13 protein-coding genes are annotated in these 13948 nt (G+C 27.6%); 10 read left to right on the top strand and 3 right to left on the bottom strand.

Features of this window, described 5'->3' with window-relative positions; translation table 11 throughout:
• Window positions 1-274: 274 nt before the first annotated feature.
• The 5 genes from mutL (at window position 275) to BN2920_RS12040 (ending at window position 6877) form a co-directional block, all read left to right on the top strand.
• Window positions 275-2260, top strand: coding sequence for a DNA mismatch repair endonuclease MutL (gene mutL, locus BN2920_RS12060; RefSeq protein ID WP_058295256.1), 1986 nt, complete (start codon window positions 275-277; stop codon window positions 2258-2260).
• A gap of 19 nt (window positions 2261-2279) precedes the next feature.
• Window positions 2280-3209 carry a tRNA (adenosine(37)-N6)-dimethylallyltransferase MiaA gene (gene miaA, locus BN2920_RS12055; protein ID WP_058295255.1) on the top strand — a complete coding sequence of 310 codons (930 nt, stop codon included), beginning with the start codon at window positions 2280-2282 and terminating at the stop codon, window positions 3207-3209.
• A gap of 42 nt (window positions 3210-3251) precedes the next feature.
• The gene (gene hfq / locus BN2920_RS12050) at window positions 3252-3485 is read left to right on the top strand and encodes an RNA chaperone Hfq (RefSeq protein WP_058295254.1); all 234 of its coding nucleotides are present in this window, start codon (window positions 3252-3254) and stop codon (window positions 3483-3485) included.
• Between the two features lie 71 nt (window positions 3486-3556).
• Window positions 3557-4843: a methionine gamma-lyase family protein gene (locus BN2920_RS12045; protein WP_058295253.1), complete on the top strand. Its 1287-nt coding sequence runs from the start codon at window positions 3557-3559 to the stop codon at window positions 4841-4843.
• A gap of 420 nt (window positions 4844-5263) precedes the next feature.
• Window positions 5264-6877, top strand: coding sequence for an amidohydrolase (locus tag BN2920_RS12040; RefSeq protein WP_058295252.1), 1614 nt, complete (start codon window positions 5264-5266; stop codon window positions 6875-6877).
• 68 nt (window positions 6878-6945) lie between these two features.
• Here the strand turns inward: BN2920_RS12040 and lexA are convergent, their stop codons facing one another.
• Window positions 6946-7554 (bottom strand): transcriptional repressor LexA, encoded by a 609-nt coding sequence (gene lexA / locus BN2920_RS12035; RefSeq protein ID WP_058295251.1) that lies wholly within the window; start codon window positions 7552-7554, stop codon window positions 6946-6948.
• A 196-nt stretch (window positions 7555-7750) separates the two neighbouring features.
• On the opposite strand from lexA, the gene BN2920_RS12030 reads away from it, so the two are divergent.
• The 3 genes from BN2920_RS12030 to BN2920_RS12020 all read left to right on the top strand — a co-directional run bounded on the left by BN2920_RS12030 (window position 7751) and on the right by BN2920_RS12020 (window position 9563).
• Complete coding sequence (locus BN2920_RS12030) at window positions 7751-8404, top strand: deoxynucleoside kinase (RefSeq protein ID WP_058295250.1); 654 nt, start codon at window positions 7751-7753, stop codon at window positions 8402-8404.
• Between the two features lie 76 nt (window positions 8405-8480).
• Entirely contained in the window at window positions 8481-8915 is a 435-nt protein-coding gene (locus tag BN2920_RS12025) for a hypothetical protein (RefSeq protein ID WP_058295249.1), read from the top strand.
• A 111-nt stretch (window positions 8916-9026) separates the two neighbouring features.
• Window positions 9027-9563 (top strand): hypothetical protein, encoded by a 537-nt coding sequence (locus tag BN2920_RS12020; protein ID WP_058295248.1) that lies wholly within the window; start codon window positions 9027-9029, stop codon window positions 9561-9563.
• 90 nt (window positions 9564-9653) lie between these two features.
• Here the strand turns inward: BN2920_RS12020 and BN2920_RS12015 are convergent, their stop codons facing one another.
• Entirely contained in the window at window positions 9654-10643 is a 990-nt protein-coding gene (locus tag BN2920_RS12015; RefSeq protein ID WP_058296907.1) for a tyrosine recombinase XerC, read from the bottom strand.
• 867 nt (window positions 10644-11510) lie between these two features.
• Here BN2920_RS12015 and ybaK point away from each other — a divergent pair.
• Both ybaK and BN2920_RS21415 read left to right on the top strand, forming a co-directional pair.
• Window positions 11511-11990: a Cys-tRNA(Pro) deacylase gene (gene ybaK / locus BN2920_RS12010; RefSeq protein ID WP_058295247.1), complete on the top strand. Its 480-nt coding sequence runs from the start codon at window positions 11511-11513 to the stop codon at window positions 11988-11990.
• A gap of 117 nt (window positions 11991-12107) precedes the next feature.
• Window positions 12108-12269: a hypothetical protein gene (locus tag BN2920_RS21415; protein WP_157065777.1), complete on the top strand. Its 162-nt coding sequence runs from the start codon at window positions 12108-12110 to the stop codon at window positions 12267-12269.
• Between the two features lie 313 nt (window positions 12270-12582).
• On the opposite strand, the gene miaB is transcribed toward BN2920_RS21415, so the two are convergent.
• Window positions 12583-13926: a tRNA (N6-isopentenyl adenosine(37)-C2)-methylthiotransferase MiaB gene (gene miaB, locus BN2920_RS12005; RefSeq protein WP_058295246.1), complete on the bottom strand. Its 1344-nt coding sequence runs from the start codon at window positions 13924-13926 to the stop codon at window positions 12583-12585.
• Between the last annotated feature and the right edge of the window lie 22 nt (window positions 13927-13948).

The following is a 13948-nucleotide window of genomic DNA, read 5'->3' as shown; positions in this document are numbered from 1 at the left end:
TAAGTTGGCTCAATAGCTATATTAATAGGTCTTAAAAACTTAAATTTGTTATTGACGTTTAAATTAGATATAATACAATTGATAATACAAATCAAATATTACAAAGAATATTTACTAATGAAAATATATTCTAATAATTATGTTTAAAATAATATTTATATATTGTAATATACGATTAATAGTTAGTATTAAAATTATAAAATAATATTTAAATTGATTTACTTAAGAAACGTGTATAAGCTAAAAGCTTTAGAGGAAAGGAGGATAAAATTAAATGAAAAGAATTAATATTTTAAGTGAAGATACAGCAAATAAGATTGCAGCTGGGGAGGTTGTTGAAAGACCTTCTTCTGTGGTAAAAGAGTTAGTTGAAAATTCAATAGATGCCAATGCTAAAAATATATTAATAGAAGTTGAAGAAGGTGGAATATCCTTAATTAGAGTCATAGATGATGGCGATGGCATATATAAAGATGATATGACTAAAGCATTTCTGCCTCATGCAACAAGTAAAATAAAAGAATCAGAAGATATATATAATATAAGTACACTAGGATTTAGAGGGGAAGCACTACCTTCTATAGCATCTGTATCTAAGGTTAATTTAAAATCTAAGCAAGAAGAAAGTGGATTTGGATATGAAATATCAATTGAAGGTGGAGGAGTATCTGATATAACTGAATGTGGTATTAATAAAGGCACGATAATAGAAGTACGTGATTTATTCTACAATGTACCTGCAAGAAAGAAATTTTTAAAAACAATATCTAAAGAAGGTTCTCTTATTAATGATATAGTTACAAGAATTGCGCTTGCTAATCCAGATGTAAGTATAAAATTATATAATAATGGTAAAAAAATAATACATACTTTTGGAAACGGAGATATAAAAGATGTTATAAGAACTATCTATGGTAGAAATATAAGTGAAGATATTATTTATTTTGAAGATACTTCAGATTTAGTAACTATACATGGATATGTAGGCAGAGAGGATATAGCAAGAGGTTCAAGAAATAATCAAAGCACATTTGTAAATAAAAGATATATAAAAAATAAGTCTCTTGCAGTTGCAGTAGAGCAGGCTTTTAAATCATTTTCAACGGTAAATAAATTTCCATTCTTTATTTTATATATTGAAATATATCCTGAGTATGTAGATGTTAATATACATCCAACAAAAGCAGAAATAAAATTCAATGATGAAAGAATGATATTTGGTAAAATATTTAATGCAGTACATACAGCTCTTAAAAATGATGTATTCGATGATTTTGCAATAAAAGAAGAAGAAGAAACTTTTAAAGAAACCTCTAAGATTCCTTCATTTGAAGAAATAGCTTTTAAAATAAAAGAAGAAGAAGAGAAAGTTAAAATCGCAAGCAATATTGCTAAAGAAGTAATGGATGGTGGCAAGATATTAAATGTAAATTTATCTTCTGAAAAGCCTAAAGAAGAAATAAATATACCGGTTGATTTGAAAACAAATTCAGAATCTTATGCCTCTGCACAATTTCCAGTAGAAACTACTTTTCATGAAAAATATGATTCAAAAAACAATATAAGTAGTGAAGGATATACAGCTATAGATTTAAAAAAAGAAGAAAATATATATTCTGAAGAATCTAAAAATATAAATAATGTTAGTAACTCTACTATTAATGAAGTAAAATTTGCTAAGTTTCCGCCTATAACAATCATAGGTCAATATAATAAGACCTATATATTAGGTGAATATGACAGTACTCTTTATATGATAGATCAGCATGCAGCACATGAAAAAATACTTTTTGAAAAATACTTAAAGGAAATTGAGAATGGTGATATAGTAATTCAGCCTCTTATGGTACCAACTATTATAGACTTAACAATAGACGATTATTCATATTATGAAGAAAATATAAAAGTTTTCAAAGAAGCAGGCTTTGTTTTAGAAGAATTTGGTGGTACATCACTTGCATTAAAGGAAGTTCCTTATTTTCTTGGGAGACTTAATGCTAAAAAGCTATTCTTAGAAATACTTGATAACTTAAAGAATTTAGGTAACGGAAAAACAAGTGAAGTAAAGCATAATGCAATTGCTACAAAAGCATGTAAAGCTGCTGTTAAAGGAAATGATAAGTTAGAATTTAATGAAATGATTAAACTAGTTGAGGAACTTAGATATATAGATGATCCATTTCATTGTCCACATGGAAGACCTGTAATAGTTAAGTTTACAAGTACAGATATAGATAAAAAATTCAGACGAATAGTATAAGAAATGAAAGGATGTAATAATGAAACAGAAATTATTAGTTATCGCTGGACCTACAGCTGTAGGCAAAACTGAGCTTTCAATAAGACTTGCAAAAGAATTAAATGGAGAAATAATTTCAGCTGATTCAATGCAGATATATAAGCATATGGATATTGGTTCTGCTAAAGTAAGTGAAGAAGAAATGGATGGAATAAAACATTATTTAATAGATGTTATAAATCCAGATATTCCTTTTTCAGTTGCTGATTTTAAGGAATATGGTGAAACAGCACTTAAAGAGATTTTAAATAAAGCTAAATTACCAATGATAGTTGGAGGAACAGGTCTTTACATAAACTCATTAACATGTAACATGACTTTTACTGAGGCAGAAAAAGATGATGAATATAGAGAATATTTAGAGAAACTAGCAATAGAAAAAGGCAATGAATATATACATGAAATGTTAAAAAAGTGTGATATTATAAGCTATAATGAAATACATGCAAATAACAGAAAAAGAGTTATTCGTGCTTTAGAAGTATTTAAACTTACAGGAAAGCCGTTTAGTTCTTTCAATGCTGGAGATGATTTTTATAATAGTAATTATGATATATATTATTATGTTTTAACTATGAATCGTGAAAAGCTATATGAAAGAATTAATAAGCGTGTAGATATTATGATGGAAAGAGGACTTCTTGATGAGTGTATAAAGCTTAAAAATATGGGGTATACTTCACATATGCAGTCAATGCAAGGTATAGGTTATAAAGAAATACTGTATCACTTAGAAAATAAAATATCATTAGAAGAAGCAGTAAATATGATAAAACAAGGATCTAGAAATTATGCTAAAAGGCAATTAACATGGTTTAGACGCGATAAAAGATGTGTATTTTTAGATAAAGATATTATGAGTGATGATGAAATAGTTATCAAAATTATTAATGACATTAGTCATAACTAGAGTTATAATAATTATATATGGTTATTTACGGAGGTGTAGATTGTGGTCAATAAAACACAAAATAATTTACAAGATATTTTCTTAAATAATGCAAGAAAAAATAAAATTCAAGTTATCATTCATTTGTTAAATGGATTTCAATTAAAAGGTTTTGTAAAAGGTTTTGATAACTTTACAGTAGTATTAAATTGTGATGATAAGCAAATGCTAATTTATAAACATTCAATTTCAACTATTACACCTTTTAAACCTATTTTATTTACAGAAAATGAATAAAAAACATTAATAAATAGGCATATATGCCTATTTATTTTTGGGTGAAAAACAAAATAAGGAGAAGAAAAAACATGCTAAAAATTACTGAAGATTTCTTAATTAATAACTATAAAATAAGCGATAGGGCCTTAGAAATATATAGACAGGCATTAAGTGATATTGAAAAAGACTTACAGTTATATGATGATGTAAGAGAATTTAATCAATTGAAAGTTCTTAAAGCATTTCAAGAAGAAAGAATAAGTGATTCTCATTTTACTAACACAACAGGATATGGATTAGATGATATTGGACGTGATGCTTTAGATAGAGTATATGCTAGAATATTCAAAACAGAGGCGGCACTTGTTAGACATAACTTTGTAAGTGGAACACATGCAATAGGTGCAGCAATAATAGGAAATGTAAGACCAAAAGATAAGATTCTTTGTGTCTCAGGAAAACCATATGATACTTTGCTTGGGGTACTTGGACTTTCAGAAAAGAAAAATCCAGGTTCTTTAGATGAGTATGATATAAAGACAGATATAATTGATCTTGATCACGAAGGTCATTTCAAATTTGAAGAAATAAGAAATGCTTTAAGAAATGAACCATCATACAAATTAATACATATTCAAAGGAGTACAGGATACGCTTCACGAAAATCTTTCTTAGTATCTCAAATTGAAGAGGTTATAAAAGTTATAAGAGAAGTAAGGAAAGATATATTAATATTTGTAGATAACTGCTATGGTGAATTTATAGAAACAATTGAGCCAAGTGAAGTTGGTGCAGACCTTATGGCTGGATCACTTATGAAAAACATCGGTGGAGGAGTGGCACCAGGTGGAGGATATATAGTAGGTAAGGCTGAGTATGTAAAACAAGCTGAGAATAGATTCACAGTTCCAGGTGTTGGTGGAGAATATGGAGCTACATATGGACTTATGAGAAGCCTTTTTCAGGGACTATTCTTTGCTCCACATGTATCCATAGAAGCGGTGAAAACAGCAGTATTTACTGCAAGAGTTATGGAAATTGCAGGATTCAAAGTATTTCCAGCAGCTAAAGATAAAAGAACTGATATAATTCAAGCCATAGAATTTAATGATCCTAAAAAGTTAGTTAATTTCTGTAGCGGAATACAAGCAGGATCTCCTATAGATTCATTTGCTGTATGTGAACCATGGGCAATGCCAGGATATGATTGTGACATTGTTATGGCAGCTGGAGCATTTATCTCTGGATCAACAATAGAATTATCAGCAGATGGCCCTATAAGGCCTCCATATATTGCTTATATGCAAGGTGGACTTAACTTCGAACACGGCAAGATAGGAGTTCTTATTGGACTTAGTAGAACATTAGAAGAATAGTATAATAATTAAACAGCAGATAATTATGTATATCATAAGATTATCTGCTGTTTTTCTATTTAAAATATATAGTTTTATAGACGTATATAACTTTACACTATCTCTTTATATTAGGTTTGATAGAAATACTTTTAATTATATTGATAGTAAATAAAAAATAAATTAAAACATATATAAACAATACAAAAATAATTTATTTCTATTATGAATTATATGGTAAAATATATTCTATAAGTAAGGTTAGAAAAAGATATATGTATTTTAAGTTCAAAAGAGAAAATCAAAATAATATCAGAATATATAATTAGAATCTAACAATATCTAGTTAGATAGAAAGGAATAGTTATTGCAATAAGATTATAAATAAAAGTATTTAAATAACTTTTTAATATATCTTCATACAATAACGGTATAATTAAAATGAATAGTATATATATAAATGGGAAAATATCATCACTAGATAATAACAACAATTTTTATGAAGCCTTAGCCGTTAAAGATGGATTGATAGCAGCTTTAGGGAGAAATACAGAAATACTCAAGTTAAAAAATGAAAATACCAAAATTATAGATTTAAATGGAAAGTTAATGCTTCCGGCATTTAATGATAGTCACATGCATGTAGTTGAATACGGAGAAAATCTTATACATGCAGACCTTAAAGGAGCTAAGTCTATAGAAGATATAATAAATACCCTTAAAGACTTCAAAGAAAAGAATAATGTTGCTGCTGGTGAATGGATAATAGGATATGGGTGGAATCAAGATTATTTTGATGTACACAGATTTCCAACAAGAGAAGATTTGGACAAGGTATCTACAGAAAATCCAATTTATATAACGAGAGCGTGCATACATGTAGCATGTGTTAATACAATCGTACTTAAACTAGCTGGAATAAATAAAAATACTAAACAAGTAGATGGCGGAGTTTTTGAAGTAGATAATTATGGACAACCTAATGGTGTTTTAAGAGAAGAAGCTATGTCCTTCGTAACATCAATTTTACCTAAAAAAACAAAAGAGGATATAAAAAAATCTATTCTAAGTGTATCTAAAAAACTTTTAAAATCAGGAATAGCATCTGTACAAAGTGATGACTTTGGAAATGTAAAATTATACGAAGATATAATAAATGTATATAAAGAATTAGATGAAGAAGGTCTTTTAAATATAAGAGTAAATCAGCAATGTAATATGGAACTATCACAATTAAAAGATTTTATCTTAAAAGGATATAACTTAGATAAAGGAAGTAGTCATTTTAAACTTGGCCCTTTAAAAATAATAAGCGATGGTTCATTAGGGGCAAGAACAGCTTATATGAGAAATTTTTATGAGGATGATAAAACTACGAAAGGAATTTCTATATATAATAAAGAAATCTTACAGGAATTAATATCAACTTCTCATGATAATAATATGTCAGTTGCAGTTCATGCTATAGGTGATGGCGCAATTGAAATGGCTATGAATTGTATAGAGGTGGCCATAAAAAATAATCCAAAGAAAGATACCAGACACGGAATTGTTCATTGTCAGATTACAGATGAAATGTTACTTAATAGATTTAAGAAATTAGATCTTATAGCGTATATACAACCGATATTTATACATTATGATCAGCACATACTAGAAGATAGGGTTGGAAAAGAGCTTGCTAAGACAAGTTATAACTGGAAGACATTGATTGATTTAGGTGTAGTAGTTTGCGGAAGTTCTGATTGTCCTGTTGAAAGCTTTGATTTAATGAATAACTTATACTGTGCAGTGACAAGAAAAGATTTAAATGGATATCCTGAAGAAGGATATAATAAAAGTCAATGTTTATCTATAGAAGAAGCGCTGAAATGTTTCACAATAGGAGGAGCGTATGCTTCTTTTGAAGAAAATTTAAAAGGTACTCTTGAAGTAGGAAAATTTGCAGATATGGTAGTTCTTGATGAAGATATTTATAGATGTGATAAAAATAAAATTAAAGATATAAATATTAATATGACAATTGTTGGCGGTGATATAAAGTACTCGTTATAAAGGACTTAATATCTATCTTTTTAGTTATTATAAAACTAAAGATAGATATTAAGTCCCTTTTATATAATCTATTTATAAGATCTGTATATGCCCACTAATTTACCCAATATAGAACAATCAGGCACTATTATAGGATCCATTGTATCATTTTCAGGTTGAAGCCTTATATGATCTTTTTCTTTATAAAATCTTTTTATTGTAGCAGAATCATCAATTAAAGCTACAACTATTTCACCGTTTTTAGCGCTATTTGTAGATTCTATAATTGCTAAATCGTTATTATGAATTCCTGCATTAATCATACTTTCACCAGATACTTTAAGCATAAATAATTCATTATCATGTTTTATGTAATCTATAGGTAGAGGAAATGTATCTTCTACATTCTCAGTAGCTAGTATAGGTAATCCGGCTGTTATTTTACCCACTATAGGAATATTAACCATTTCTTTTTTAGGAGTTGATAATTCATTTATTTCTAAAGCTCTAGGCTTTGATGGATCTCTTTTAATGAAGCCTTTCTTTTCCAATCTCTTCAAATGTCCGTGCACTGTAGAAGTTGATTTTAAAGAAACGGCTGCACATATTTCTCTAACTGATGGTGGATAACCTTTGTTTTCAGTATAGGTTTTTAAAAATTCGTATATTTCTTGTTGCTTAGTATTTTCGTCTGACATTATACACACCTCACTATTCTTGAATATATTATATCATAGATAATATTACATGACAAACTAATGTTCTTTTAGATATAAAGGTAATTCAAATAATTTATTTACTTAAAATAAATTATTTGATATACTAATTCAGTCTTAGGGCGAAATTATAATAATTTTTCATAATGTTTGTACTACTCGAAAGGAAAAGGTGACAATGGTGATTACTATAGGAGCGATGATAGGGGCTGGAAAATCAAGTTTAGCTAAACTTGTTGGAGAACATTTTGGGACAGAAGTATTTTACGAAAGCGTAGATGATAATCCAATTTTACCTCTTTTTTATACAGCTAGCGATGAAGAAATACAAGAAAAAAGATATCCATTTTTACTTCAATTATGGTTTCTTAATACAAGATTCAAAAGTATAAAGAAAGCACTTGTTAATAAGAATAATGTATTGGATAGAAGTATATATGAAGATTGGTACTTTGCAAAAGTTAATAAGGATTTGGGCAGAATCTCAGAATTAGAATTCCAAATGTATGAAGGTTTGCTTGAAAATATGCTGGAAGAACTTAATGAACTACCTAAAAAAGCGCCTGATTTAATGATTTATTTAACTGGTAGTTTTGAAACTATTTTAGATAGAATAATAAAAAGAGGTCGTGGATATGAGCTTGATGAAAGTTTAGTCTCATATTATAAAACTTTATGGGAAGGATATGATGACTGGGTAGAAAGTCATTATAAAGCTTCAGAGGTTTTAACTATAAATATAGATGAATATGACTATGTAAACAATGCTGATGATGCAGAAAAAGTATTGGAAATGATAGAATTAAAATTAAAAGAAATTAGAGCAGAATAATTGTATATTTGATTTATAAATTTATTTTTGTTATAATAAAACAATGACTTCAAAGTGAAAGGAGTAATTTGTTATTATGGCATTTAAATATACAGATGATGATTATTGTGATATTTATGAAAATAAAATTTGTGATAATTGTGGAAAGTGCTTAGAAATGGATGGAGTAGATGTTAGAGCTATTAAGATAGAAGATATCGCAAAAACCCAAGAAGAAAACGAAATTCTTGAAGAAGAATTTTTAGAAGAAATAAAGTCTACATTAAGCCAAGAGGATTTAGAAGAAATAAAGGCTCAAAACCTTAATTTAATGGATATATATAAGAAGTTTAAAGAAGAAGTTAATTTCTCTGAAGATGATTATATAAACGACGAAAGTACAGAGTATGAAGATGCTTTTGATCATATAGAATATCTCGATAATGTTTCGTTAAACGAGGAAGATATAGATGAACTTACAGAAGAAATTTATCCAGGTGTAAGAAAGTTAAAAAAGAAGATTAACGAATAGTTTAAAATCACAAGATAGTTATTATCTTGTGATTTTTATTTTATGTATATATGAAACCATTAAACGACATACTAAATATGAAGTTAGATATTTAGAAAGGAGAGATAAAAAATGAGAAGAAAGTTTGTTATTGCATTAGCTTTAATGACATTATTATCATCTGCATCAGTGATATATGGATGTGGTTCTAATACTACTAATAATACCACAAACAATACAGATGGTGTAAAAGAAGATGTAGCTAAAGTAGGAGAAGGACTAAAAGAAAGTGCTGAAGGAGTAGTTGAAGGTGTAAAAGATGTTGGCAAAGATATAAAATATACAGCTATAAACTTCAAAGACGACATTGTAAACGCAGGACATGATTTAAAAGAATCAGCAGAAACACATTGGGATAAGTTTAAAGGAAATGAAACTGATTATTATGCAGGAGATAAATTAGTTAGAGTTTATGAATACGATTCAAAAGATGCCTTAAATGCAGATGTGGCCAGAATATCTTCTGATGGTTTATCTGTCGATGGTGAAGTTGTATACAGTGAAAAACCGCATTATTATACTAACGGAAATACTTTAATCGTTTATGAAGGCAATGATCAATCTTATATTAACGAGTTTAATACAAGATATGGTAATCCAATAATATAATAAAACTTTTTCTTATATAAATAGTATAATTTTAATTTAACAAAGTAAAACACCGCATAAATTCACAAGATTTATGTGGTGTTTTATATATTATAATTTTGCTAAAGGATTTGATTTTACTGCATCTCTTAAAGTATCATCATCTACATGGGTATAAATCTGTGTAGTTGATATATTAGTATGTCCTAAAATATTTTGCAGACTTCTAATATCTACATTTCCATACTTGTACATTAAAGTGGCAGCAGTATGCCTGAGTTTATGTGGCGTGTATTTTTCATCAGTAAAACCAGCATTTGTTATATGTTTTTTTATCATTATTTCAACTGTTCGTTGATTTATAGGAGTTCCACGATTCGAAAGGAACAAGTAATTTTTATATTCGCCAGAAACTTTAGAATCATCACGTGTTTTCAAAAGATTATCTATAGATTTTAAACATGCATCATTTAAGTAAACGGTTCGTTCTTTATTTCCTTTACCTATGATTGTTAAAGTGTCATTTTTAATTTTACTTATTTGGATGTTGCATAGCTCAGATAAACGCATACCACAATTTAAAAACAGAGTCAGAATGCAATAATCTCTAGCATAGTTTTTATTTGTTGTATCTAAGGATTTTAATAGTTCCAAACTCTGATTTAAAGTTAAATAAACAGGGTGTCTTTTGTTTATTTTAGGTGATTCAAGTTCTAAAGTAGGATTTTCATCTATTATTTTTGCTTTACCAGTTAAAAATTTAAAATAAGATTTCAATGTCGCGACCTTTCTAGCACGAGAGTAGGCGCTATTTCCTCTGTATTTTTCTATAAAAGACATAAAGGCGTATAAATCTCTTAATTTTATTCCTTTTATAAAAGAATTATCAACGGATCTTATATCTATCTCATCGAATTCTACCTTTTTTTGATCAACATACCCTTTATACAAAAGCATAAATCTAAAAAATATAGTCAAATCTTTTTTATATGCTTCAATTGTGTTATCGGACTTATTTTTTATTGTTTCTAAATAGTTCAAAAAATCAACAACTGATTCCGGTAAATTCTCGTTTTTAAATTCGTTTATATCAAAATTCATTCCCATAATAATCATAACCTCATATAATAATATATTTCTAGCTTGCAAATTTACTAAGCTTGTATATATTATACCAATAAACTCATTTTTAATCAATTATTTCGGGAAATGTATATTTCCCGAAATAATTTCTGAGCGTTTTGAGAGTGGTTTCTGTATATTTTATTAGCCATCATATATATAACTTTTATCAATCTTCACTTTTTAATACTGAGCAAAGCAAAATTTCCATTATTTATTCTTAGCAAAAAATTCTCCCGAAATATTTGTGCAATGTTTTTAACAAACTAACTTGAACTTATTTATAAAATTCTTATTTTTTATATTTTTTCTCATTTAGATCACTTTTATTCTCAATTAATAAAAGTGTGGTTGAGCTCAATTATTTGGTTATTTTTTCCAGGCTTTTATTCTTAAATAACTTTATCTTAGTAATATCATTTAATCATTTTTATTATAAAAATTAAATTTCAAAATTAAGAAAACATCCTTTTACTAGTTTTATATATTTTTAAAATTTATTTTTTCAACACAAACGAAATTGAATTTAAATACAATTTTAAAATAAAAACCCTGTAATATTAATCAATATAATACTATATTTACTTATAATTTAATTATTATATATTTTTTATATAATATTCTATTTATGTAATTTAAAAACACATAATTTCAAAAATATTTAAAAAATAATGAATTTTCAGATAAATATACGTAAAAACAGAGGGAGCAATTTTGATGTATTTTATTGTAAATAGGGATTTATTTTCGTATTCAGAAATGTTAACTTTTATTATTATCCATAAAATAAATGCTTTATATTATGGTATAATAGTCATAGTTTGTTATACATAGGAGGATTCAAAGATGGCTAAAGAAAGTAAAACAAATGCTATGAGAATACTAGATAGTAAAAATGTAGAATACACTACTCATAGTTATGAAAATAAAGATGGAAAAATAGATGGAGTTGCTGTTGCTCATAAGATAAATAAGGATGTAAGTTCTGTTTTTAAAACACTAGTAACACAAGGTCATTCAAAAGATTTTTTTGTATATGTTATTCCTGTTGCTAAAGAATTAGATATGAAAAAGGCTGCAAAAGCTGCAGGTGAAAAGAATATTGAAATGATTCATGTAAAAGATATAAATAAAATTACAGGATATATAAGAGGCGGCTGCTCTCCTATAGGCATGAAAAAAGCATTTAGGACATTTGTTCAAGAAAGTGCATTAGAGCATTCTACAATAGTTTTTAGCGCCGGAAAAATAGGCGCTCAAATCGAGATGAATCCAAAAGATCTAGAGAATGTTATTGACTGTACTTTCATAGATATAATTAAATAAAATCAAAAGTGACTGTTTTATGGTTTTAGAACAAATGTTCTGAAAGTAAAAACAGTTACTTTTTAATATAAATTAATATAATAAACTATCTATAGTAGTTTTAGGAGGAATTTAAAATTGATATCTATTATTATGGCTTATCTTGATTCAATAATATATGAGATTAAAGATAATAATATAAGAAATTGTGATTATGATGAAACCGACCATTATCAAATCATGAGATCTTTCTTTGATAATCCTAAGCGAATGATTGATATGCTTATTAATGATAAATAATTATAAATTAATATATGGCTCTGAAGAGTTTAACATTAATATATATGATTATATAATTTTTTAATGTTTCAAACAAGGGTCTCATTTATTACCACTCTAAAATTAGATTTCTCATATCACCTAAAAACAATGCTTATGAATTTAAAGTTTCACTCTTGCTTTTAAAATGCTTATTTTTATACTTTAGAACATTTGTTCTCAGAAGATAAAAATAGCACTTTTATTAAAAAGGTTGAATTTCATCATAAGTAAAAAATCATAGATTACAACAAAATATTTGTTATAATCTATGATTACTTTTAATTTTTTATATTTATTTTATAATTTCACCAACTAAAGAGAATGATTTAGCTTCAACTATCTTAACATTAACTAGCTTTCCTATCATTTCTTTGCATCCATCAAAGTTTACAAGTTTACCATTTCTAGTTCTACCTGTTAGCTTAGTTTCATCATTTTTACTTGTTCCTTCAACTAACACTTCATAAACTTTTCCTTCTGCTGCTTTATTACTTGCAACAATACCTTCATTAACAACTTCTACAAGTCTATTAAATCTGTCATGCTTAATATCATCAGGAATTTGATTTTCCATTCTATCAGCAGGTGTATGATTTCTTCTTGAATAAATGAAAGTAAACGCTGAATCATATTGAACTTTTTTAACTAGGTCAATTGTTTCTAAGAAATCTTCTTCGGTTTCACCAGGGAATCCAACAATTATATCAGTTGTAAAAGTTACATCTGGAATTTCCTCTCTTATCTTCTTTGCAAGATCTAAATAGTATTCCTTAGTATAGTGTCTGTTCATTACTTTTAAAATAGCATCTGAACCACTTTGTACTGGTAAATGGATTTGTTCGCATAGTTTATCACAATCTCTTATAGCGTGAATTACCTCTATATTTAAGTCCTTAGGATGAGATGTCATAAATCTAATTCTTTCAAGTCCGTCTATTTCATTGATTCTTCTTAAAAGATCTGCGAAAGATATTTCTTCTTCTAGGCCCTTACCATAAGAATTTACGTTTTGACCAAGTAAAGTAACTTCCTTATACCCTTGTGCTACTAATTCTTTTATCTCTTTTATTATATCTTCCGGCTTTCTACTTCTTTCTCTTCCTCTAACAAATGGAACTACACAATATGTACAGAAATTATTGCATCCGTACATTATAGTAACAAAAGCTTTTACGCTAGATTTTCTGTCTATCGGAACTCCTTCTACTATTTCAGCTTCTTTATCAAATATTTCTTTTATTTGTACTCCATCAGTTTGAACCCTATGTAAGTATTCAGGGAATTTATAAGAATTATGTGTTCCAAAAATTATATCGACGTATGGGAATCTTTTTAAAATTTCATCTGCCATCCCCTTTTGCTGCATCATACATCCGCATAAGGCAATTATTAAATCAGGATTTTTTTCTTTTTGCTTTTTAAGCATCCCTAAATTTCCGAAAACTTTATTTTCAGCATTTTCTCTTACACAGCAAGTATTAAATATAACTATAGATGCTTCATCTCTATTTTCAGTAGGGGTATATCCTTGAGTTTTAAGCATTCCAGAAAGCTTTTCTGAATCTTCTTCATTCATTTGACAGCCCCATGTTTCAATAAAATATAATTTACTTTTAATTTCTCTATCTAAACTCATTATTGTTTTTCCTCCATTTTTA

This window comes from Clostridium neonatale (assembly GCF_001458595.1).
In the GTDB taxonomy this organism is placed as follows: Bacteria; Bacillota; Clostridia; order Clostridiales; family Clostridiaceae; genus Clostridium; species Clostridium neonatale.
This window is presented reverse-complemented; position numbering and strand designations above follow the sequence as displayed.